This is a genomic window from Streptomyces ortus, assembly GCF_026341275.1.
Classification (GTDB): Bacteria; Actinomycetota; Actinomycetes; order Streptomycetales; family Streptomycetaceae; genus Streptomyces; species Streptomyces ortus.
This window is the reverse complement of the sequence record NZ_JAIFZO010000001.1, coordinates 325,074-346,624: the sequence shown is the minus strand read 5'-3', so window position 1 is coordinate 346,624 and position 21,551 is coordinate 325,074. Positions and strand designations below refer to the sequence as shown.

Here is a 21,551-nt window from a genome sequence, read left to right as displayed (position 1 = left end):
GAACCCCATCGGTACTGCCCGCGCGCACGCCCACGACGACCGCCCGCACGGCCTTCTCCGGGCCGTGCGGGGGGGGGCGTGCGGGGGCCCGGGGGCCGTCCGGAGGGCGCGTACGACAGCGGCGTACCGGACCTCAGAGGTGGTCGGGGCGCCGGCTCACCTCCGCGCGCAGCAGCCGTCCCGCCGCGGTGACCGTCTCCGCCGCCGCCTGCGTGGACTCCGCGCTCAGCAGCACATAGCCGTCCGCGCCGCCGCCCTGGCCGGGGATGTCGTCCCCGGACGCGTACGGGAAGTGCACCCGGTGCACACCGGGCAGCTCGGACACCGCTTCGAGGCCCGACACCGACAACAGCCGCCCCACGGGCAACCGGTAGGACGCGACGGCCGCGTACCGGTCGGCCGTCGGCACGTCGACGGGTTTCCCGGCCAGCGCCTGTACGAGTTCCGCTTCGGCGCCGAATCCCGTCGCGAGCTCGATCAGCGAGGCGAGCGGCTCGTCCGGGTAGTCCGCCCGGGAACGCACCACGCGTGGACCGTCGGCCGTCAGCACGACCACGGTGTAGGCGTAGCCGAACTCGTACCCGGCGAGGTCGAGCAGCTCGGTCGCGATCGCGCGGGCCTCCGCCTCGTCCCGCTCCCCGAGCGGTGCCGGGAAGAGGTGACTGCTCGGATGCCAGGCGCCGTGCAGTGCCACGACGCCGACGACCCGGTGCATGCCGTCGGCGGTGAGCGTCACGACGCCGTACTCGGGCCCTTCCAGATACCGCTCCACCAGATAGGCACGATCAGCCGGCGCCCCGCTGCGACCGGCCGCGGTCCGCGCGGAGGGCGGCAGCGTGCGTACGGTGACCGGCGCGCCGATCTCCTCGACCGCGGCGGGCAGTTCCTGGGCCGTACGGGCCTGGGCGGCGGGCACGTACGAGTGCCTGCTGCCGTTGAGCAGGGCCCTCATCGCCACGGGCTCGCCCAGCAGCCGGGCCGCGTCGGCCGGGTTGGGGGTGACGCCCAGGCGGGCCGCGGTCCTCGCGACCGCGGGAAGGGCGGCCGTGCCCGCGAAGGCCAGCAGCCGTTGCGTCCCGTGGACGCGGACCGAGACGTCGATCGCCTCGGCCACCGCGCCCTCGTCCGTGAGGTCGACGAGGTCCACCGGTATCGAGGCGGGAACCCCGTCGTCCGGGGAGTCCGGGAAGTCCGGGGAGTCCGGGGAAAGAGAGGCGTCCGCGAGCACCCGTACGGCGAACCCCGCCGCGACGGCCTCACGGACGAGGCGGGTCGAAGGGCAGACCAGCAGCAGGCGCTGCGGCGCGCTGTCCGGGGGGTGAGGCTCTTGGTAGCGGTCGGCCGTCGCGCTCATGGCTGGCTCCTCGTCTCCTCGACGGCGGGCGGGATCCGGCGGCTGTCGCGCTCGCCCATGTCCCACGTGCAACGAACAACTGACGGCCCGACACCTGACGTTGCGTCAACTGCGGGCCGGTCACATGGTGGTTCGAACATGTGTCGATGCTTCCTTGATACGTGAAGGCGCCGGACCGACTGTTCCGGTCGAGCCCGCGCGTTCTCGGCACGGAGTGGCGCTCGACGGGAGTGTCCCGCCGCCCGTTCCCGGATCCCTCCCCGTACGTTCCCGGCCGGGCCGCCGAGCCGCTCCCGCGCACCGGTGGGGAGGGGGAACCGGGCGGGAAGAGAGCGGGAACGGGATGGGGCACGGTCTTCCCGGGACCTCGACCACAGCGGCGGCCGTCGGGCTCCCCCCTCCTCACCGGGAGCGGATCGTGCCCGCGCACACCGCCCCGGACCGTCCACGGCCGCCTTTTCCTCACCGACTGGAGCCCTCATGAGCGCCACTGACAAGGAGTCCACCGACAGGGAGCACACTGACAAGGAGCCCGCCGCTGTCCTGCCCTTCCGGCGGACCGACGCGGGCGGCGCCCGGGCCGCCGTACCGACGGCCACCCCTCCGTCGCTCCCCGGTACCGGGACGCTGCGGCTGCTGCGGGTGATGCGGGAGGACCTGCGGGTCGTCGTCGAACGCGACCCCTCCGTCCGCGGTCGTCTCGAAGCCGCGCTGCACCCCGCACTGACCGCGCTGTGGACACACCGGGTCGCCCACCGGCTGCACACGCGTGGACACCGGATGACGGCACGGCTGCTGGCCCGCTGGGCCCGCCGGCTGACCGCCGTCGAGATCCACCCCGGAGCGGTACTGGGCCGCCGGGTGTTCATCGACCACGGTGCCGCGGTCGTCATCGGTGAGACGTGCACGGTCGGCGACGACGTGACGATCTACCACCAGGTGACGCTCGGCGCGGTCGGCTGGTGGAGCGACAACAACAGGCCGCAGGGCGACCGCCGTCACCCGGTCGTGGGCCGCAACGTCATCCTCGGCACCAACGCCACCGTGCTCGGCCCGGTGACCGTCGGCGACGACGCGATCATCGGCGCGCAGGCCCTGGTCAACAAGGACGTGCCGGAGGGGATGCGGATGCTGGCCGCCACCGCTTCCGGACGCACACCGGGCCGCCCGGCCGAGGACACCATCGCGAGCATCGCCTCGGCCGGTTCCTGGTAGCCGCTCCCCCGCCCCCGGGCCTTCCGCCTCCGGACCTCCCGCCTCCGGGCTCACCGGTTCCGGAACCATCGTCGCCCGGCCGTCCGCCCTCCGCGTCACCGGTCCGCCTCCCGCCCTTTTCCCCCCGCAGGCCCAGATCTGACAAGGAATCACACCATGCGCACCCTCGCACCGCACAGCTCCCGACCGTCCCTGGTCCGGCCGGCCGTCGCCGACGGCATCGACGACCTGGTGGGCGCCACCCCGCTGGTCCGGCTGAGGCTCGAAGGCCTGGCGCCCGGCGCCGAGATACTGGCCAAGCTGGAGGCCGCCAACCCGATGTCCAGCAGCAAGGACCGGGCGGCCCTGTACATGCTCAGGGCGGCCGAGGCGCGCGGTGAGCTGGCGCCGGGCGGCACGATCGTCGAGGCCACCTCGGGCAACACCGGGATCTCACTCGCCGCCCTGGCCGCGGCCCGCGGCTATCGCTGCGTCATCGTGCTGCCCGACAACGCGACGACCGAGCGGGTGCGTCTGCTGGCGGCGCTGGGCGCCGAGGTCGTCCAGACCCCCGCCGACCGCGGCTATCCGGGGGCGATCGAGAAGGCCGAGGAGATCCACGCGTCCACTCCCGGCTCCTGGTTCCCCTGCCAGCACGAGAACGCGGACAACGTCGAGGCCCACTACGCCACCACGGGACCCGAGATCACAGCCGCGCTCACGGCGACCGGCCGCCGCGTCGACACCCTCGTCTGCGCGGTGGGCACCGGCGGAACCCTCACCGGGATCGCCCGTCACCTGCGGGAACACGACTCCGGGGTACGGATCGTCGCGGTCGAGCCGCACGGGTCCCCGCTGCTGTCGGGCGGACAGGCCGGACGGCACCGCATCCCCGGCCTCAACGGCGGTTTCATCGCCCCGACGACCGACGTCTCCCTGATCGACGAGGTGATCGCCGTCAGCGACGCGGACGCGCTGCACACCGCCCGCCGGCTCGCCGCCGGACAGGGACTGTTCGTCGGCGTCTCCTCCGGCGCGGCCGTGCACGCCGCCCAGTCGGTGGCCGCCCGCCCCGAGTACCGGGACAAGACCGTCGTCACCGTCCTGCCCGACACCGGCGAGCGGTACCTGAGCATGTGGGAGGACCCGTCATGACGCTGCTCGTCTCGACCCTGAAGAGGTTCGGCGACGCCGTCAAGGTCCGTATCGGGGAGACCACCACCACCCGGTACATCGCGCTCGCCGAGACCACCGACGGCCGCCTCGGTCTCTTCCACCACCACATGCTGCCGGGCGCCGCCGGAGCGGCCCCGCACTACCACACCCGGATCTCCGAGTCGTTCTACGTCATCTCGGGGGAGGTCACCGTCCACGACGGCACGGGCTGGCACAAGGCCCACGCCGGCGACTTCCTCCACGTGCCGGAGAACGCCGTGCACGGGTTCCGCAACGACAGCGACGCACCGGCGGAGATGCTGATCATCTTCACGCCGGCGGAGAACCGCGAGGCCTACTTCACCGGTCTGGCGGAGCTGCTGGCCGACGGGAACACCCCGTCGCGGGCCGAGATGGTCGCGCTCATGGAGAAGTACGACCAGTTCGAGATCGACGAGCCCTGAGCCGCACGCCCGCACGACCTATCGACCGACCGACCCAGTACGCGTCCGTCCCCGTCGTCCCTCCCGTACCCCGTCCCGCTCGACAACCTTCAGGAGTCATCACATGCATCCCGTCAACTGGGCCCGCTTCGGCCTGCTCGCCGCCCTGTGGGGGTGCAGCTTCGCCTTCATCAAGGTGTCGCTGGACGCCTTCGCCCCGCTCCAACTCGCCTTCGGGCGGCTCCTCGTGGGCGCCCTCGTCGTCGGTCTGATCCTCGCCGTGACGAAGGGTTCCTTCCCCGGCCGCGCGGTCTGGGGACACATCGCCGTCGCGTCGGTGTTCGGCAACGTCGTGCCGTTCACCCTCTTCGCCGTCGGCGAGCAGCACACCACCGCGACCATCGCCGGTGTCATCCAGGGCGCCACGCCACTGGTCACCCTCGGTCTCGCCGCCCTGGCCATCCGCGCGGAGAAGCCCACGGCCCGCAAGGTGACGGGTCTGGTGATCGGCTTCGTCGGTCTTATCGTCGTGGTCGGACCGTGGCGGACCGACGGATTCGGCTCCATCGGCGGCCAGTTGGCGTGCGTCGGGGCGGCGATCAGTTACGCGATCAGCTTCGTCTACCTCCGCCGGTTCATCGCCCCGTACAAGATCCCGGCGCTCGCCGTGACCGCCGCGCAGCTCACCTGCGCGATGGTCATCACCGGTCTGATCACCACCTTCAGCATCGGCTGGGACCTGCCGGGCGAGCTGACGGCCGGCCCGCTGCTGTCCCTGCTGGTGCTCGGCGGTGCCTCCACCGGTATCGCCTTCGTCCTGATGAACCGGCTGATCGCGGACGCCGGTCCGACCACGGCCTCCGGCGTCAACTACCTGGTCCCGGTGTTCTCGGTGATCGTCGGCGCGGCGGCCCTCGGCGAGTCCGTCACCTGGAACGTGCCGGTGGGCGGGGCGGTGGTCATCGCGGCGCTGGCCCTCGCGGAGGGGCGACTGCCGCTGCCGACGCGGCGAGCCACCGAAACGCCCACGGCCACGCAGGTACCGCCCGCGCTGGGCAGGAACGTCCCCACCCCGGACGCCCCGACCGCCACCACCGACCGGCCCGACCGGTCCAAGCCGGTGGCCACCCAGGAAGCCTGCTGACCCGGCCGGTCCGGCTCGGGTCCGGCCCGGGGCGACCCGCCCGACCGACCCGACCAGGCCAACTGGGCCGACCAGGCTCGGCCGTGGCCGCCCAGGAAACCTGCCGACCCGGCCGTTCCCGACCCGGACCGACCGAACCGACCGGACCGGCCGAACCGGCCAGACCGACGCGCCGATCGGGCTCAGCCCGTAGCCGCCCGGGAAACCTGCTGGGCCGGGCTGTTCGGGCCCGCCCGGGTCGGCCCGGAGCTCCTCAAACGCCTCCGCTCACGAGAGAACGCCGCACGGCGCGCCCCCGCTCAGGGGGCGCGCCGTGCGGCGTTCGCGTGCCGTCGGACGCCGGCTGTCGCCCGGAAAACGCAGCGCCGACTGGTGGGGGGCCGGGATGTCCGCATCCCGGCCCCACCCGACCCCGCCACCCCGTGCGCACCACCCGGATCCCGCGGCCACTCCCCGTGGCGGGAGCGACGCGGGACACGACCGGGAACCCGCCGCGCGAACCTCCAGGAGGAAGGAAAAAGCAGCCCCCGCAGCCCCTCGGGCCCCTCCGACCACCCCGGCCCCACTCCCCCAACTCCCCCGCACCAGCGGGCCAACGCCACCGCACCGGCCCCCGTACACAGGAAGCAGCCACCGGAATGCCCCCATCCACCCCATCCGCACCCGCACCCGCATCCGCATCCGCACCTTCCCCGACCACCGCCCTCGGCGACGCCCGCATCATCACCGCGGCCGAGTTCGAGTTCCGTCCCGTCGTCGGCGCCCGCACCACCGTCGCCACCCCCGTCAGCCCCGCCGCGGGCGCCACCCACGTCACCCTGCACGTCGTCCGGATCGCCGCCGGCGAGTCCTACACCCCCGACGACAGCGCGGCCGAGGAGAACACCGTCGTGGTCTTCTCGGGGACGGGCACCGCAGCCGTCGGCGAGCTCACCTCCCCCGTCGAGCGCGGATCCGCCGCCTACGCCCCCACCGGCCGCGCCCTCACCCTGACGGCGGACGGCAGGGGCCTGACCGCGTACGTGTGGCGCACCCCGCTCGCGAACGCGCCCGTCGGCAGCGAGCCGGTCCTGCACTCCTCCCTCTGGGACGACACCACCCAGCTGCGCGGCTTCGGCGGCACCGGGCAGGTCGACGCCGCCGAGCGCCGGGCCACCATGAACTTCGTCTTCTGGCCCGGCAACGGCAGCAGCCGCCTGTGCCTGCACTGCGGCATCCAGCAGCCCGGCGAGACCTTCAACGTCCATCTCCACCCCGACAGCGACGAGGCGTTCATCGCCTTCGAGGGCGTCGGCCAGATGTATCTGCGCGACCGCTGGATCGACGTGAACGCGGGCGACGTCCTGTACGCGGCGCCCGGCGTGCTGCACGGCGCCCGCAACCCGCACACAGGCCCCACCGCCCGCCGCTTCGTGACCTGCGGCGGACCCAGCCCCTTCGACCCGGCGCTCTACTCCGCCGCCGGCTACTCCTCCCAGGTCAGGTGAACGCAGCGTGTGCCGCATATACGGAACCTTCAACGTCCATTCCGACGAGGCCGAACTGCGCCGCGTCGCCGACCTGATGCACCACGGCGGTCCCGACGCCCAGGGTGTCGCCCACCGGCCCGACTGGGCCCTGGGCAACAACCGCCTGTCGATCATGGACCCCGAGGGAGGCGCCCAGCCGTACCACCTCGGCCGGGTCACCGTGGTCTTCAACGGTGAGATCTACAACCACCACGAGCTGCGTTCGCGGCTCGCCGGCCTCGGCTTCCACTTCGACGACCTGTGCGACGGCTCGATCCTGCCCGCCCTGTACATCACCTACGGGGACCGGTTCGCCGAGCACCTGGACGGCATGTACTCGGTGGCCGTCATGGACCTGCGGGAGACCCCCCGCATGGTGCTGGCCACCGACGACTCGGGCATGAAGCCGCTCTACTACCACTGGGACCGGACCGCGGGCCGCTTCCACTTCGCCTCCGAACTGCCCGCGCTGCTGGGCTTCGCCGGGGTGAGGGCCGAGGAGGACGAGGCGGGTCTCGACGCCTACCTCACCTCCAAGACGCCGTTCGGCGACCGCACCATGTTCCGCGGGATCAAGGTGTTCCCGCCGGCCGCCACCGTCCTCCTCAGCCACCGGAACGGACTGCGGATCAAGCAGCGCCCGATGGCCCACGAGCAGGGCCTGCGCCCCGACAAGGACCGCACCCTCGCCGAGGCCGGGGACCAGCTGCGCGACCTGCTGTCCGAAGAGGTGTCGCGCCTCCTGATCGCGGACGCCCCCGTCGCGGCCGTCACCTCCGGCGGCCTGGACTCCAGCCTCGTCACCGCGCTCGCCGCCCGGGCGCTGCGCGACGGCGGCGGCACCGGCAGCCTGCACACCTTCAACATCGCCTACACCGGCACCTGGCCCAGCGACGAACGCGCCTACGCCGCCGAGGTGGCCCGCGCCGCCGGCACCACCCACCACCAGGTCGAGGTCGATCCGGCCACCTTCCCGGACCTCATGACCGACGTCGTACGCCACCTGGGGCAGCCCAACGCCGACCCCATCACCCTGTCCACCTTCTCCCTCTTCCGCGCGGTCCGGGACGCCGGCTTCAAGGTCGCCCTCACCGGTGACGCGGCCGACGAACTCTTCAGCGGCTACTCGCGGATGACGCAGGCGGTCGCCGCGCACCACGGTTCGAACTGGATCGACGGCTACCTGGACCACCTCGCCGCCGTCCCGCGGGCCCTGCGCCGGAGCCTGTACACCGACGAGTACGCCTTCGCGGTGAACGCGGTCGGCCCCGCCCTGCCGCCCGGCATCCGGCGGATCCTGCACAGCAGCCCCGGCACCCGGTTGCAGCGCATCGGCGCGGTGGAGCAGCGCTACCGGTTGCCCGCCTACCACCTGCGGCGCGTCGACCACCTGTCGATGGCCAGCTCGGTCGAGGTGCGGCTGCCGTTCACTCAGCCGTCCGTGGTGCGCTTCGCCTCCACCCTCACCGACGAGCAGCGGCTCGTACCGGGTCTGGGGGTGAAGCGGGCCCTGTACCAGGCGGCGCAGGGGCTGATCCCGCGCAGTGTGCTGGAGCGGCCGAAGCAGCCCTTCACCCTCCCGGTCACCGCGATGCTCACGCCCGGCCAGCGGCTGTGGACCCTCGCCCGGGACGTCCTGTCGCCCCACACCCTGCGCGCCGACGGACGGATCCGCCCCGAGCGGGTCGACGCACTCTTCGACGAGCAGGCCAACCGCCCCAGCGACGCCGTATCCCTGGCCCTGTGGTCCCTGATGTCGCACCAGCTGTGGCGCCAGGAGTTCTTCGCCTCGGCCAAGGCCCCGGTCACGCTCCACACTCCGGTACGAGTCCTCCAGGAGGCGGCGTGACCGTCAGCCTCGCCCGCGCGCACGGCACCCCCTGCCCCACCGCCGTGCTGGACGCGCGCACCCTGCCCGCCTCGGAACCCGAACTCCTCGCCCGGCTCACCGAGTTACGGACGGCCCTGGCCGACCAGGGAGCCGCGGACATCCTGAAGAACGCCCTCGTGCAGCCCTCCCGGCATCCCCTGTTCGACCTGGACTACCGCTTCGTCCAGTCGATGCCGGACCGTCTCGACAGCTTCGACCTGCGCGGCTCCTGCGGCCACTCCATCCTGGCGGCGGTCGAGGCGGCGGCCCGTACCGGCATGATCCAGCCCCTCGTGGCGGGCTGCCGGGTCCGGGTCAACGTCCTCAACAACGGCGACAACGTGGTGTGCGAGGCGGAGGAGACCGACGACGGGGGCACCCGCTTCACGGCCCACTTCCTCTGCTCGCCGCCGCGACCGGTGAACGAGCTCCTGATCACCGGTGAGCCCGTGACCGGCATCCCCTTCGAGGGGCGTACGGTCCCGGTCTCGCTGGTCTCCATGGGCAATCCGTATCTCTTCGTGCACGCCGCCGAACTCGGCGTCCACACGGTCGAGGACCTCTTCGCCGACGACCTCGTGCTGTTCGACCGGATGACCAGGCTGCGCCTCGCGGTCTGCCGGGCGCTGGGCTGGGACACCACCGGTGCCTTCCCCAAGGTGGCCGCGCTGCTGCCCGACGGCCCGGGCGCCCTCGCGGTGCGCGCCATCTCCGTACCGTCCTGGCATCCGACGGTGGCGCTCACCGGTGCCACCTGCCTCGCCACGGGGGCCGCCGTGGAGGGCACGATTCCCTACCTGCTGTCCGGTGTCTCGGAGCAGCCGGACAGCGACCTGCTCTCGCTGCGCACACCGGGCGCCACGGTCCGCGCCTCGGCCCGTATCGCGGGCGGCCCCGGCGACCGCCGGCTCGCCTGGATCTCCGTCGCGGAGAAGCAGGTCGACTACCGCGGCCTGTTCCTGCCCGCCCCGACCTCCGAGGAGTTGTCATGGCTTCCGCTGACAGCCTGACCGTGCCCGAAGCCCGGCCACTGACCGGGACAGACGTGCCGCTTCCCGCGCCGACCGGCGAATCGGCCGGCACCGAACCGTCCACCGGTCCGGCGACCGGGCTGACCGCGTCGATGCGTGAGCGCCTCGCCGCCGCCGCCCGGGACGCCGACGCGAGCGGGGAACCGGACCGGCCGGCGCTGGCCCTGCTGCGGGAGAGCGGCCTGCTCGGGCTGGCCCTGCCGTACGAGTACGGCGGCACCGGTGCCGACGCGCACGGCCTCAACTCGGCGGTCGCGCAGGTGGCGCGGGTGAACGCCTCCGCCTCGATCATGCTGTTCCAGCACTACGCGGTCAGCAGGCGCATCCTCGAACACGGCAGCCCGGCGCTGCGGCGCCGGCTGCTGCCCCAACTCGCCCGGGGCGACTGGCTCGCCGCCTCCGCCTGGAGCGAGACGGGGGCGGGCGCCAACAAGAAGCACCTGTCCACCGTCGCCCGCCGTACGCCCGACGGGGGCTGGGTCCTGGACGGCGCGAAATCCTTCACCACCAGCGCGGGGCTCGCCGACATCTACCTGGTGCTGGCGCAGACCGAGGAGCCCGCGGCGGACGCCGCCCCGGACACCGGCTACGGCTCCGCCGGTCAGACCTTCTTCCTCATACCGGCGGACGCGTCCGGCCTGGAACCCGACACCTCGATGCGGCTGACCGGCATGCGCGGTTCGGCGACCGGCTTCGTCTCCGTGCACGACTGCCACGTACCCGACACCGCCCGGCTCGGCCCGGTCGGCGCCGCCGCCTCGATCATCGCCGGGGTCCGGGACAGCGGCGCCACGCTCGGCGCCGTGTCCGTCGGCCTGGCCGAGGCGGCCCTCGACCTCGCCCACCGGCACGCCGAGCGGCGCGGCCTGCTGGCCCAACAGGCCTTTCGGCACCGGCTGGTGGACATCGCGGGCGAGGTCGAGACCGCCCGCGCGGTCGTCGAGCGGGCCGGCCGGCGCACCGCCGACGACCCGGGGATCGCCACACTGCACTCCAAGCTCGTCGCCTCCTCGGCCGCCGAGCGCGTCATCAACGCCGTCGAGCGGCTGCTGGGCTCGGCCGGCTACGTCGCCTCGAACGAGATCAACCGCTATGGCCGCGACGCCCGTGCCGTCGCCCTGATGGGACCGACCAACGACCTCTGCAAGGAACTGGTGAGTCTGACGTGGAACCGTTGAAGCCCCGATCCGCCGACCCCTCTCCCGCCCCTGCTCCTTCCCTGTCCGCCGGCCCGCCCGCCGATCTGGTCGTCGAAGGGGGCCGCCTCGTCACCCCCGACGGCGTACGCGAGGGGACGGTGGTCGTCCGGGACGGCCGTATCGCCGCCCTGCACGCCCCGGGCGAGCCGCTGCCGCCCGGCCCGCGCCTCGACGCCCACGGCCGCTATGTGCTGCCGGGTCTGATCGACTCCCACGTCCACTTCCGCACCCCCGGTCTGGAGTACAAGGAGGACTGGGCGCACGGCAGCCGGGCCGCCCTCGTCGGCGGTGTGACGACCGTGATGGACATGCCCAACACCCGTCCGCCGTCGCTGGACGAGAGCAGCATGCTCGCCAAGGCGGCCGTGATCCAGGGCACGTCGTGGATCGACTACCGCTTCCACATGGGCGCCGACCCCGACCACCCCGAGCTGCTGGCCGAACTGGACCCGCGGATAGCGAGCTCGGCGAAGGTGTTCATGGCGGGACACCACACGGCCCCGGTCGTCTTCCGGGACGGCGAGCAGCTGCGGCGGGCCTTCGCCGCCGCCGCCCGCGGCGGGGTCCGGCTCGTCCTGCACGCCGAGGACCAGCACGTCTTCGACCTGCTCGACGCGAGTGCGGGCGCCCCGGACACGTACGGCGGGTACGAGCCGCACCGGCCGCGGTCCGGCGGGATCGTCGCCGTCGCCCATGTCGTGCGCCTGGTGCGCGAGTACGGCACGAAGACGCACATCCTCCATGTGTCGTCGGCGGAGGAGGCCGATCTGCTGTCGGCCGCTGCCGCCGAAGGGCTGCCGCTCACCTACGAGGTGACGGGCCATCACCTGTCCTTCACCCATGACGACACCACCCGGCGCGGTCCGCGGACCCGGCTCTCCCCGGCCATCCGCGAGTGCCGGGACCAGAAGCGGCTGTGGCAGGCCGTCCTGCGCGGTGAGGTCGTCACTCTGGGCAGCGACCACGCCCCGCACACCGTGGAGGAGAAGAACCGGCCGCCGGCCGACGCGCCGCCCGGCCTGCCCGGCGTCCAGGAGCTGGCCACGGCCGTCTGGACCGGCCTGCGGACCCGGGACATCGCCCCGGACGAGGCCGCCGCGCACCTTGCCCGGCTCATGGGCGAGGGACCCGCCCGGCTCTTCGACCTGCCCGGCAAGGGCCGCCTCGAAGCGGGTGCGGACGCGGACCTGACCCTGCTGAACCCGGCCGACCGCTGGCAGTTCTCCGCGCACGACGTACAGGCGCTGTGCGGCTGGTCCGCGTACGAGGGCTGGACCTTCACCGGACGCTTCACCACCACGGTGAAGGGCGGCCAGGTCGTCTGGGACCTCCGGGACGGGTTCTCCGGCCGCCCCGAGGGCCGCTGGCTGCAGGGTTCGGCCCGGCCTCTGGAGGTGGCCCGATGAGCTCGACGCTGCTCGCGTCCCAGTCCCCGCCCGGCACTTCGACCGGCGCTCCGACCCACGCTCCTCCCGCTACACCGGCCCCGGACCTCTCGGAGGCGTTCCGCGCCGCGATGTCCGCCCTGGCCGCTCCGGTCACCCTCGTCACCTGCTACGACGACCTGGGCCGGCCGCGCGGCCTGACGGCCAGCGCCGTCAGTTCGCTGTCGCTCACGCCGCCGCTGTTCCTCGTCTGCCTCGACCGCAACTCCCGTACGCACGACACGCTGACCGGCGCCGAGGAGTTCGCCGTGCACCTCCTCGGGCCGGGTGAGGAACACCTGGTCACACGCTTCATGCGGCCGGCCGAGCACCGCTTCGACGGCGTGCCCCTGGCCGCCGGTTCCCACCGGGCCCCCGTCATCAGGGACGCCTCACTGACCCTCCACTGTGTCCGCCACGACGTCCTGGAAGGAGGCGACCACACGATCCTCGTGGGACGGGTGACCGCGGTGGGCGGCGAGCCCGCGCACTCGGGCGGCCTGCTCTGGCACCGACGGGGCTTCGCCCACGCGCGACGCCCATGACCCGGACGGGGGCTGCCACCGCGACGCGGCCGGCAGCCCCCGTCCGGGATCCGGCGCGGAAAGAAGGGAGCGGGAAAAAGGGAGAGGACAGATCGTCGTCGGCATGGTTAGCATGCGGGCGATGAACACCTTCTCCTCTTCCGGATTGGGGGAATCATTCGCGCAAGGTGAGTGCTGATGGCACCTCGCTTCGCGAATGAGATTCCTTCCCAGCTGCTGATGTGGCGGCGCGTACGTGAGTACGCCGTGCCACCGTCCATGATCGAGAACGCGACCGCAGGGCGTGCGGTCGGCGACTGGGCGGGGGCTTGCGCCGCCGCCCGTGTCCACGTCGATCTCGATCTGCGCGCCGTGCGCCATCGCCACGGCACCCAAGTCGTCACCCGGCTCCGTGCCGATCTGCGTCGACTGGCACCGGATCTGCTCCGCTGGCACATGCCCCGCATCGCCCCGGACGGGCGACTACGGCCCGGACTGACCCTCACGCTCGCCCGTTACGGCGGTGCCGGCGGCGCGCCGCCGCACCTGGTGGTGCGGACCCCACCCGCCTCCGCGGACGGCGGACAGTGGATGTCCCTGGCGCTGTGGGAGGGCCCGGGGAACGGCATCCCCGGACACCGGTCCCCTGCGTATCAGCCCCAAGAACACCACCCCCATCCGCATCCCGAGCGGCGTTTCCGGCTCGATCTGCACCGGCATCTCTGGGACGCCACGCGGAGCGGTGAGCTGGCGGCGCGGTGCGGGGCGGGCAAAGCACCGCCCGCCGATTCGCCCTGGGCACAGGAGAGTTGGGCTACCGAGGCCGAACTGCTGTTGCGGGCCGAAGGGCTCCGCCGCGGGGCCTTCACCGTGCGGCTCGGTGCCCGCAGACGGGCCGTACTCGAACTCGTCGCCCCCGACGACAGCCATGCCCCCACGATCCGGCCCCTGCCCGAGGACGCGCTGCCGCCGCAGGAGGTCGCGGCGCTTCCGGTGCTGCCGGAAGCGGCGGCACGGGTCCTGCCGGATCTGGAACTGCTGCGGGCGGGACTCCTCCCGGCCGGACGGCTGCATCCGCTCGTCGCGTCGGTGCTGGCGGGGTACGGGGCAGCGCCGGTGGGCGGTCCCCTGCCCGAACCCGGCGATCCGCACCGCGTGGAGTGCCGTGGCGAAGTCCATCGGATCGCGTCGCGGGACGGCGTGCTGACCGCGGTCGACCACGACCCCGTCCAACTGCGGCGCGAGGAACTGCTCGTGGCGCTCGGCGGACCCGCGCTGCCCTGCCTTCGGGCGATCGACAAGGTGCACCGGGACCCGGAGGCACTGCCCGCCGTCCGGGAACGGCTCCGCCACGGTGACACCGCCGGAGCACTGGCCGTCGTCGAAGGCCTGCTCGGTGCTGGTGCGGTTCTGCGCGACGGTCCGCTCCGCGAGGAACTGGAACGGGCCGCGGCCCGCCACGTCGACCACGGACTCTTCCGCGCGGGCCTGGTCGCCGTGCATCCCGCCGCCGGTACGACTTCGGCACGGGGCACGAACGGCCCAAGCGGCGCGAACGGAGCGGGTGGCACGCACGGCCCAGGCGGCGCGGGCGGTTCGGGCGGCGGTTCAGGCGGCGCGGGCGGTTCGGGCGGTTCGGGCGGCACGGGTTCCGTACGCGCGAAGGCCGGTCACCGCCCCCGGCTCGACCGTTCCGCACCGCTTCCGATGCGCAACAAACTGATCGGCCGGTCCCGGCCCCGCACCGGTCAGGCCTCGTGACCGGCACTCCTCCGAACTCCCTCCCCAGCCCCCTCCCCAACCCCCTCCAGGTGACGCCCATGAGCCTCAGCACCGTCCTGCCCGCACCTGCCCCGGCCCCGGTCCCGGCCGAGGGCACACCCGTAGCCGTCCGCGTACCGGATACGGACACCCACCTCGCCGTCGCCGACGGCCTCCTGTCCCTCCTGCGGACGACCACGACCGAACCGCGCCCCGACGAGCAGCTGGAGGCGCTCACCCTGGCCGTGGCGGCGGACCTGCCGGTGCTGCTCTGGGGTGAGCCGGGCATCGGCAAGACCGCGGCCCTGACCCGGCTCGCCGCCTCGCTCGGCCTGCCGCTGACGACCGTGATCGCCAGCGTCCACGAGCCGTCCGACTTCTCCGGGCTGCCCATCGTGGGCGACGATCCCGCCGTCCAGGGTGTACCGATGGCACCACCGCAGTGGGCCGTGGAGCTCGTACGAGCCGGTCGCGGACTCCTCTTCCTGGACGAACTCTCCACCGCGACCCCGGCCGTGCAGGCCGCACTGCTCCGGGTCGTCCTGGAACGGCGGGTCGGCGCGCTGCAACTGCCGCCCGGCGTACGGATCGTGGCCGCCGCCAATCCGCGCGCTTCCGCGGCGGACGGATGGGAGCTGAGCCCGCCGCTGGCCAACCGGTTCGTGCATCTGTACTGGGTGCACGACCAGGAGGTGGTGGTGCGCGGTCTCGGCGGCGTCTGGCCGAGGGCCGAACTGCCGCGACTGGCACCGGAGTCGCTGGCGGACGCGGTGGCGTTCGCTCGGCGCGTGGTCTGCGGTTTCCTCGCCGCCCGGCCGACACTGATCCACCGGCTGCCGAGCACCGAGACCCGGCGCGGCGGTGCGTGGCCCTCGCCCCGGAGCTGGGACGCCGCGCTGACCCTGCTGGCCTTCGGTACGGCGGCCTCGGTCTCCCGCGAGGTGCTGGCCCTGCTCGTACGGGGTGCGGTGGGTGACGGCCCCGGGCTCGAACTCCTTGCCTATCTGGACCGGTTGGACCTGCCTGATCCGGAGACGCTGCTCGCCGACCCGGCCGCCGCCGAGCTGCCGGAGCGGGGCGATCTGCGGCAGGCCACGCTGGAGGCGGTGGTGGCGGCCGTCGGAGCGCGGCCCGACCGGGCGCGCTGGGAGGCGGCCTGGGCGGTGCTGGTGCGGGCGCTGGAGACGGGCACCGCGGATCTGCTGGTCGCCCCGGCGACGGCTCTGGCCGCGGTGCGGCGCGACGACTGGGAGGTGCCGGAGACGATGGACCGGCTGGCCGGGGTGGTGGGTCTCGCCCGGCAGGCCGACCGGTCGGTGGAGCGGGTCGCGGCGGCAGCCGCCGCTGCCGAGCGCGCGGCGGCGGGAACCCACCGATGACGGGGGCCCCGAGGACTCCGCAGCGGCGGGCTCCGCACCCCCGGCCGCGTCCCATGCCCCGGCCCGCGCCGCCGCGTCTCGTGCGGGCGGCCCCGCCGACGCGGTCGGCCGGCCCCGGCGCGGCGGCCGGCCGGGCCGGACTCCCCCTGGACATGGAGAAGTTGCTGGCCGCCCGGCTGCACGCGGTGAAGGTGCGCCCCTACCTCGCCGACGCGCTCTTCGCCCTGCGGGTGGTGGAGGACCGGTCGGTGCCGACGATGGCGGTGGACGCGCACTGGCGCTGTTATGTCTCTCCCGGGTTCGTGGCGCGCATGCCGGTGGAGGAACTGGCGGGTGTGTGGGTGCACGAGGTCTCCCATCTGCTCCGGGACCACCACGGCCGGGGCGAGCGGTACGCGCGGCAGCACGAGGAGTTCGGGCCGGGCGAGCGAAGCGAGACGGGGGTCCACCCGTCCGAAGGCTGGGGGAGGCTGCGCCGGAACATCGCAGCGGATTTCGAGATCAACGACGACATCTACGGCGACGGTCTGCCGCTGCCCGCCGGGGTGGTGCTCCCGTCCCTGCTGCGGCTGCCGGGCGGGCTGTTGATGGAGGAGTATCTGGGGACGGCGTCGCTGTCCGGTCTCGCCGCCGACCTGGCCTGGCTGGACTGCGGCAGTGGCGCCGACGGGCAGGACCGGCCCTGGGAGTTGGGACCCGATGGGGCGCACGGGCTCAGCAGGCACCAGCAGGACGCGGTCCGCTTCCGGGTCGCGGAGGGGATCAAGGGCCGGCCGGGCGAGGCGCCGCAAGGGTGGCGCCGCTGGGCGGACGAGGCGTTCCAACCGCCGCAGCCGTGGCGGCAGTTGCTGGGTGCGGCGGTGCGGGCGGCGGCGGGCGCGCCGGGCGCGGGCGAGAACCACAGCTACCGGCGTCCCTCCCGGCGCTCGGCGAGTGTGCCCGGAGTCGTGCTGCCGAGTCTGCGCCGTACGCCGCCCGCTGTCTGTGTCGTGATCGACACCTCGGGGTCGGTGAGCGACGCCGAACTGGGCAGCGCGTTGCTGGAGGTGGCGGCGATCTCGCGGGCGGTGGGCGGGCGGCGCGACCTGGTCTCGGTGATCTCCTGCGACGCGGCGGCCGGGGTCGCCGTGCCGCTCTGCCGGGCGGAGAACATCGAGCTGGTCGGCGGCGGGGGCACGGACCTGCGCTCCGGTTTCGCGCGGGCGCTGCGCTCCCGGCCGCGCCCCGACGTGATCGTCGCCCTCACGGACGGCCAGACCCCCTGGCCCTCCGCGCCACCGCCCTGCCGTACGGTCGTCGGTCTCTTCCCGCGCCCGGCGCGCGCGGCGGACGAGGAGAACCCCGACTACGTCCCGGACACTCCACCGTCCTGGGCACGGGTCGTCACGATCGGCTGACCGCCCGGGCACCCGCTGCCCGTGCGGTCACCGGCGCCTCCGACACCGCCCCCGCCAGGGAGCCCGCCGCCGCCAGGCGGCGGTCGGCCAGTTGTCGGGCCGCCCGCAGCGGGGTTTCGCCGCTCGTGCGTGCGAGGGCGAGGAGGTGCGCGACGGTGTCGCCGATGCCCTCCACCCGCTCCAGGGCGGCCTCGTGGTCGCAGCCCTCCGACTCCCGGCTGAGCGTGTAGACGACCCCGCCGGCGCCGGCCACGTAGTCCGGCACCCAGACGATGCCGCGCTCCGCGAGGGCGTCGGCGACCGACTCGTCGGCGAGCTGGTTGTTGGCCGGTCCGACCACCAGCGGGGCGGTGAGCCGACGCACACTCTCCTCGTCGAACACCCCGCCCACGGCGGCCGGAACGAGGATGTCGGCCGGTGCCGACAGGGCCCGGCCGGGCTCGACCCACCCGTATCCGCTCGCCAGCGCGGCCTCCTTGCGGGAGGGGTCCACGTCCGACACCAGGACGTGCGCCTCGTCGGCGGCCAGGCCCGCCGCGACCCGGCTGCCGACCGATCCGAACCCGCTCACGACCACCGCCCTGCCGGCGCAGGAGGAGTCGCCGAAGACATGCCGCGCGCCGGCCCGCAGAGCGGCGAGGACACCGGTGGCGGTGGGGCCGCCGGAGTCACCGGTGCCGCCGTGCTCCTCGGGCGCGCAGTACGCGTACGGCGAGAAGCGCCGCAGGACCTCCATGTCCTCGGGGCCGGTGCCGATGTCCGGGCCGGTGCGGTAGGAACCACCGAAGGAGGCGATCAGCTCGCCCAGGTCCTCCAGGGCCGACTCCCGCAGTTCCGGGGTGACTTCGGTGTCCCGGTCCAGGACGATCACGCTCTTGCCGCCCCCGAAGTCCAGGCCGGCCACCGCCGACTTGTACGTCATGGCCTCCGACAGGCGCAGCGCGTCGGTCAGTCCGTCCTGCCAGGTGTCGTAGCGGCGCATCCGGCAGCCGCCGGCCGCCGGCCCCAGCGCGCGGGAGTGGATGGCGACGATCAGCGGCAGACCGGAGCGGCGTCCGCGGCGTACGACGACCTCTTCATGTGCGAATGCTCGACTCATGGCGCCGAAGCTAGGCTGCTGCGCGGACCACCGGGAGTGGCACCGAATTCAATTCGGTGTGCGGGCAGGGGAGGAAGCCGTGGACGAACTTGATTCGGCGATCGTGCGCGAACTGCAGGCCGACGGTCGGCAGTCCAACCGCGCCCTCGCCGGGAAGCTCGGCATCGCCCCCTCCACCTGTCTGGAACGCACGAGGCTCCTGCAGCGGCGCGGCATCATCCAGGGCTACCGTGCCGAGGTCTCCTTCAAGGCCCTCAACCGCTCGGTCCAGGCGATGGTGTTCACACAGGTACGCCCGCTGCGACGGGACGTCGTCACCGCGTTCGAGCGGTCGGTGACGCAACTGCCGGAGGTCGTCTCGGTGTACACGATGGCCGGGAGCGACGACTTCCTCGTGCATGTCACGGCCCAGGACATCGACCACCTGCACGCCTTTCTCCTGGACCAGTTCACCAACCGCCGCGAGATCGTCGCCTTCCGCACCTCGATCATCTACCAGCATCTGACCAATCCGGTCCTCGGCCCGCTGCCACCCGCCGAGTAGGTGCGCACCGGCAGCGTGCGGGCCGCCCGACCCGACCGACCCATAGGACTCATGCCATGACCACCGCGCGCAGCTTCCCCCTGCAGCCCACCCCGATCCACGTGGCCGACGAGGTCCTCGACGACCTGCGCGCCCGTCTCGCCTCGACCCGTCCGCCGCTGGACGAGGCGAACGCGGACTGGTCCTACGGCGTCCCGGACGGCTATCTGCGTGAGCTGGTCGCCCACTGGCGGGACGGCTACGACTGGCGCAGGGCGGAGGCCGCGATCAACATCCACGAGCACTACCGCGTGGAGGTCGCCGGCGTCCCGGTGCACTTCATGCGCGAGCCGGGCCGCGGCCCCCGCCCGGTCCCGCTGATCCTCACGCACGGCTGGCCGTGGACGTTCTGGCACTGGTCGAAGGTGATCGGCCCGCTCGCCGACCCGGCCGCGTTCGGCGGTGATCCCGCCGACGCGTTCGACGTCATCGTGCCGTCCCTGCCCGGCTTCGGTTTCCCCGGCCCCCTCACCGGCTTCCCGGACGTCAACTTCTGGAAGGTCTCCGACCTCTGGCACACCCTGATGACCCAGACCCTGGGGTACGAGAAGTACGCGGCCGGGGGCTGTGACATCGGCGGGATCGTCTCCAGCCAGCTCGGCCACAAGTACGCCGACGAGCTGTACGGCGTCCACATCGGCTCCGGGCTGCCGCTGGACTTCTTCACCGGCCCCCGCGCCTGGGACTTCGCCCGGAACCGGCCCCTCACCGACGACCAGCCGGCCGACGTCCGCGCCCGTGTCGTCGAGCTGGACCACCGCTCGGCGTCCCACCTCGCCGTGCACATGCTCGACGGCGCCACCCTGGCCCACGGGCTGAGCGACTCGCCCGCCGGGCTGCTCGCCTGGCTGCTGGAACGCTGGAACTCCTGGAGCGACAACGGCGGCGACATCGAGTCCGTCTTCACCAGGGACGACCTGCTCACCCACGCCACGATCTACTGGGTGAACAACTCCATCGCCACGTCGATGCGTTACTACGCCAACGCCAACCGCTACCCGTGGGCGCCCTCGCACGACCGCAGCCCGGTCGTACAGGCCCCGGTCGGCCTGACCTTCGTCACGTACGAGAACCCGCCCGGCATCCACACCGCCGAGGAGCGCGTCCGGGCGTTCGAGAACGGCCCGCAGGCCGCCTGGTTCAACCACGTCAACGTCAACGCCCATGACCGCGGCGGGCACTTCATCCCGTGGGAGAACCCCGACGCCTGGGTGGACGACCTGCGCCGCACCTTCCGGGGCCGCAGGCCCTGAGGACCCGGCGGCGACAGCCGCCGCAGCGGCACCGCTCTGACCAGGGGCGGCGGGACACGGAAGGACATATCCGAACCGCCAGGCGGGTAACTTCCCCCGCATGGCTGCCGTGTTGTTCGACTTCTCCGGAACCCTCTTCCGTATCGAATCCACCGAGAGCTGGCTGCGCGCCGTACTGGCCGACGCCGGAATGTCCCTGCCGGAGCAGGAGCTGCTCCGGGCGGCGAAGGAACTGGAGGCGGCGGGCGCGCTGCCCGGCGGGGCGCCGCACCGGGGGCCGGTGCCGCCGGAGCTGACCACGCTGTGGGGCATCCGCGACGAGAGCGCCGAGGCGCACCGGGCCGCGTACACCGGAGCCTGCCGCAGGGTGGCGCTGCCCGCCGAGGAGCTGTACGACGCGCTATACGACCGGCACATGGACCCGGCCGCCTGGCGTCCGTACGCCGACGCGATCGATGTACTGCACACGCTGCGCGACCGCGGGGTCGCGATCGGGGTGGTCAGCAACATCGGCTGGGATCTGCGGCCCGTGTTCCGGGCGCACGGCCTCGACGCGTACGTGGGGACCTACGTCCTGTCGTACGAGCACGGGGTCCAGAAGCCGGACGCCCGGCTCTTCGCGACCGCCTGCGACGCGCTCGGGGCCGATCCGCGCGACACCCTGATGGTCGGGGACGACCGGCTGGCGGACGGCGGGGCGGCGACCCTGGGATGCGGGGTGCACTTCGTCGACCATCTGCCGGTGACCGACCGGCCGAACGGACTACGGCCGGTGCTGGACCTGGTCCGCACCTGACCGGCACCGCGTCCGCGCCCGGTTCACCCGGTCCGCGCCGGGTCTCCCGGTCCTCCGCTCAGCTCTGGTAACCCTCGACCTGCGACGACGGCCGTACGCGCGCGTCGTCGGGGTTCTCGCCGAACTCGGACTTCGCGCGCCGCTGACGCAGCAGGTCCCAGCACTGGTCGAGATCGCGTTCCAGTTGGCCGAGCCGTTCCTGTTCGGTCGCGCTGTCGATCTTCCCGGACGCGAGGGCGTCCCGGAGTGCGCGTTCGTCGTCGACCATCGCCGTGATCCTGGTAAGGATCTGCTCTTGATCCATGGATGTACGCCTCCTCGGCACTCCTGCCCACTGTAAGCAGCGGACGGGGGCTCGGCGACAGCGCCGAACGGCGGATCGGCCCCCCGGCAGGCGCCTCAGAGAGGCGCGCCGTTTCCTTGCCGACCGCCCGGGA

The 21,551-nt window shown here is 73.3% G+C and carries 19 protein-coding genes; 16 read left to right on the top strand and 3 right to left on the bottom strand.

The genetic code is table 11. The features are described 5' to 3' along the window. Positions 1-133: 133 nt before the first annotated feature. Positions 134-1,354 carry a hypothetical protein gene (locus K3769_RS01355; RefSeq protein ID WP_267024552.1) on the bottom strand — a complete coding sequence of 407 codons (1,221 nt, stop codon included), beginning with the start codon at positions 1,352-1,354 and terminating at the stop codon, positions 134-136. 645 nt (positions 1,355-1,999) lie between these two features. Here K3769_RS01355 and epsC point away from each other — a divergent pair. From epsC to K3769_RS01290, 13 genes are all read left to right on the top strand, one after another. Beyond that, positions 2,000-2,569 carry a serine O-acetyltransferase EpsC gene (gene epsC, locus K3769_RS01350; RefSeq protein WP_267024800.1) on the top strand — a complete coding sequence of 190 codons (570 nt, stop codon included), beginning with the start codon at positions 2,000-2,002 and terminating at the stop codon, positions 2,567-2,569. A gap of 156 nt (positions 2,570-2,725) precedes the next feature. After that, on the top strand, positions 2,726-3,703 hold the full coding sequence (locus K3769_RS01345; protein WP_267024551.1) for a PLP-dependent cysteine synthase family protein: 978 nt from the start codon (positions 2,726-2,728) through the stop codon (positions 3,701-3,703). Further along, a complete protein-coding gene (locus K3769_RS01340) occupies positions 3,700-4,167 on the top strand; it encodes a cupin domain-containing protein (RefSeq protein ID WP_267024550.1) in 468 nt (155 codons plus the stop codon). The genes K3769_RS01345 and K3769_RS01340 overlap by 4 nt, the downstream gene beginning before the upstream one ends. A gap of 103 nt (positions 4,168-4,270) precedes the next feature. Further along, positions 4,271-5,290: a DMT family transporter gene (locus tag K3769_RS01335; protein WP_267024549.1), complete on the top strand. Its 1,020-nt coding sequence runs from the start codon at positions 4,271-4,273 to the stop codon at positions 5,288-5,290. Positions 5,291-5,928: 638 nt separating this feature from the next. Continuing rightward, positions 5,929-6,777, top strand: a complete 849-nt coding sequence (locus tag K3769_RS01330; protein WP_267024548.1) for a cupin domain-containing protein — start codon at positions 5,929-5,931, stop codon at positions 6,775-6,777. Between the two features lie 7 nt (positions 6,778-6,784). Beyond that, positions 6,785-8,647: an asparagine synthase (glutamine-hydrolyzing) gene (asnB, locus tag K3769_RS01325; RefSeq protein WP_267024547.1), complete on the top strand. Its 1,863-nt coding sequence runs from the start codon at positions 6,785-6,787 to the stop codon at positions 8,645-8,647. Next, positions 8,644-9,678, top strand: coding sequence for a PrpF domain-containing protein (locus tag K3769_RS01320; RefSeq protein ID WP_267024546.1), 1,035 nt, complete (start codon positions 8,644-8,646; stop codon positions 9,676-9,678). The genes asnB and K3769_RS01320 overlap by 4 nt, the downstream gene beginning before the upstream one ends. Beyond that, positions 9,657-10,877, top strand: coding sequence for an acyl-CoA dehydrogenase family protein (locus K3769_RS01315; protein ID WP_308216246.1), 1,221 nt, complete (start codon positions 9,657-9,659; stop codon positions 10,875-10,877). Before K3769_RS01320 ends, K3769_RS01315 begins: the two co-directional genes overlap by 22 nt. Further along, positions 10,865-12,304, top strand: coding sequence for a dihydroorotase (locus K3769_RS01310; protein WP_267024545.1), 1,440 nt, complete (start codon positions 10,865-10,867; stop codon positions 12,302-12,304). The genes K3769_RS01315 and K3769_RS01310 overlap by 13 nt, the downstream gene beginning before the upstream one ends. Then, on the top strand, positions 12,301-12,867 hold the full coding sequence (locus tag K3769_RS01305) for a flavin reductase family protein (protein ID WP_267024544.1): 567 nt from the start codon (positions 12,301-12,303) through the stop codon (positions 12,865-12,867). The genes K3769_RS01310 and K3769_RS01305 overlap by 4 nt, the downstream gene beginning before the upstream one ends. A 177-nt stretch (positions 12,868-13,044) precedes the next feature. After that, positions 13,045-14,607: an amino acid adenylation domain-containing protein gene (locus K3769_RS01300; RefSeq protein WP_267024543.1), complete on the top strand. Its 1,563-nt coding sequence runs from the start codon at positions 13,045-13,047 to the stop codon at positions 14,605-14,607. 59 nt (positions 14,608-14,666) lie between these two features. After that, a complete protein-coding gene (locus K3769_RS01295; protein ID WP_267024542.1) occupies positions 14,667-15,986 on the top strand; it encodes an AAA family ATPase in 1,320 nt (439 codons plus the stop codon). Positions 15,987-16,138: 152 nt separating this feature from the next. Beyond that, on the top strand, positions 16,139-17,383 hold the full coding sequence (locus K3769_RS01290) for a vWA domain-containing protein (protein WP_308216258.1): 1,245 nt from the start codon (positions 16,139-16,141) through the stop codon (positions 17,381-17,383). On the opposite strand, the gene K3769_RS01285 is transcribed toward K3769_RS01290, so the two are convergent. Beyond that, entirely contained in the window at positions 17,370-18,482 is a 1,113-nt protein-coding gene (locus K3769_RS01285) for a Glu/Leu/Phe/Val dehydrogenase dimerization domain-containing protein (protein ID WP_267024540.1), read from the bottom strand. The two genes, K3769_RS01290 and K3769_RS01285, sit on opposite strands and share 14 nt — an antisense overlap. 79 nt (positions 18,483-18,561) lie before the next feature. Between K3769_RS01285 and K3769_RS01280 the strand changes: the two genes are divergently transcribed. The 3 genes from K3769_RS01280 to K3769_RS01270 all read left to right on the top strand — a co-directional run bounded on the left by K3769_RS01280 (position 18,562) and on the right by K3769_RS01270 (position 21,114). Continuing rightward, positions 18,562-19,026 carry an Lrp/AsnC family transcriptional regulator gene (locus K3769_RS01280; protein WP_267024539.1) on the top strand — a complete coding sequence of 155 codons (465 nt, stop codon included), beginning with the start codon at positions 18,562-18,564 and terminating at the stop codon, positions 19,024-19,026. A 56-nt stretch (positions 19,027-19,082) separates the two neighbouring features. After that, positions 19,083-20,318, top strand: a complete 1,236-nt coding sequence (locus K3769_RS01275; RefSeq protein WP_267024538.1) for an epoxide hydrolase family protein — start codon at positions 19,083-19,085, stop codon at positions 20,316-20,318. 100 nt (positions 20,319-20,418) lie between these two features. Continuing rightward, the gene (locus tag K3769_RS01270) at positions 20,419-21,114 is read left to right on the top strand and encodes an HAD family hydrolase (RefSeq protein WP_267024537.1); all 696 of its coding nucleotides are present in this window, start codon (positions 20,419-20,421) and stop codon (positions 21,112-21,114) included. A gap of 58 nt (positions 21,115-21,172) precedes the next feature. Here K3769_RS01270 and K3769_RS01265 read toward each other — a convergent pair whose 3' ends face one another. Next, the gene (locus K3769_RS01265; protein WP_267024536.1) at positions 21,173-21,418 is read right to left on the bottom strand and encodes a DUF2630 family protein; all 246 of its coding nucleotides are present in this window, start codon (positions 21,416-21,418) and stop codon (positions 21,173-21,175) included. Positions 21,419-21,551 lie beyond the last annotated feature (133 nt).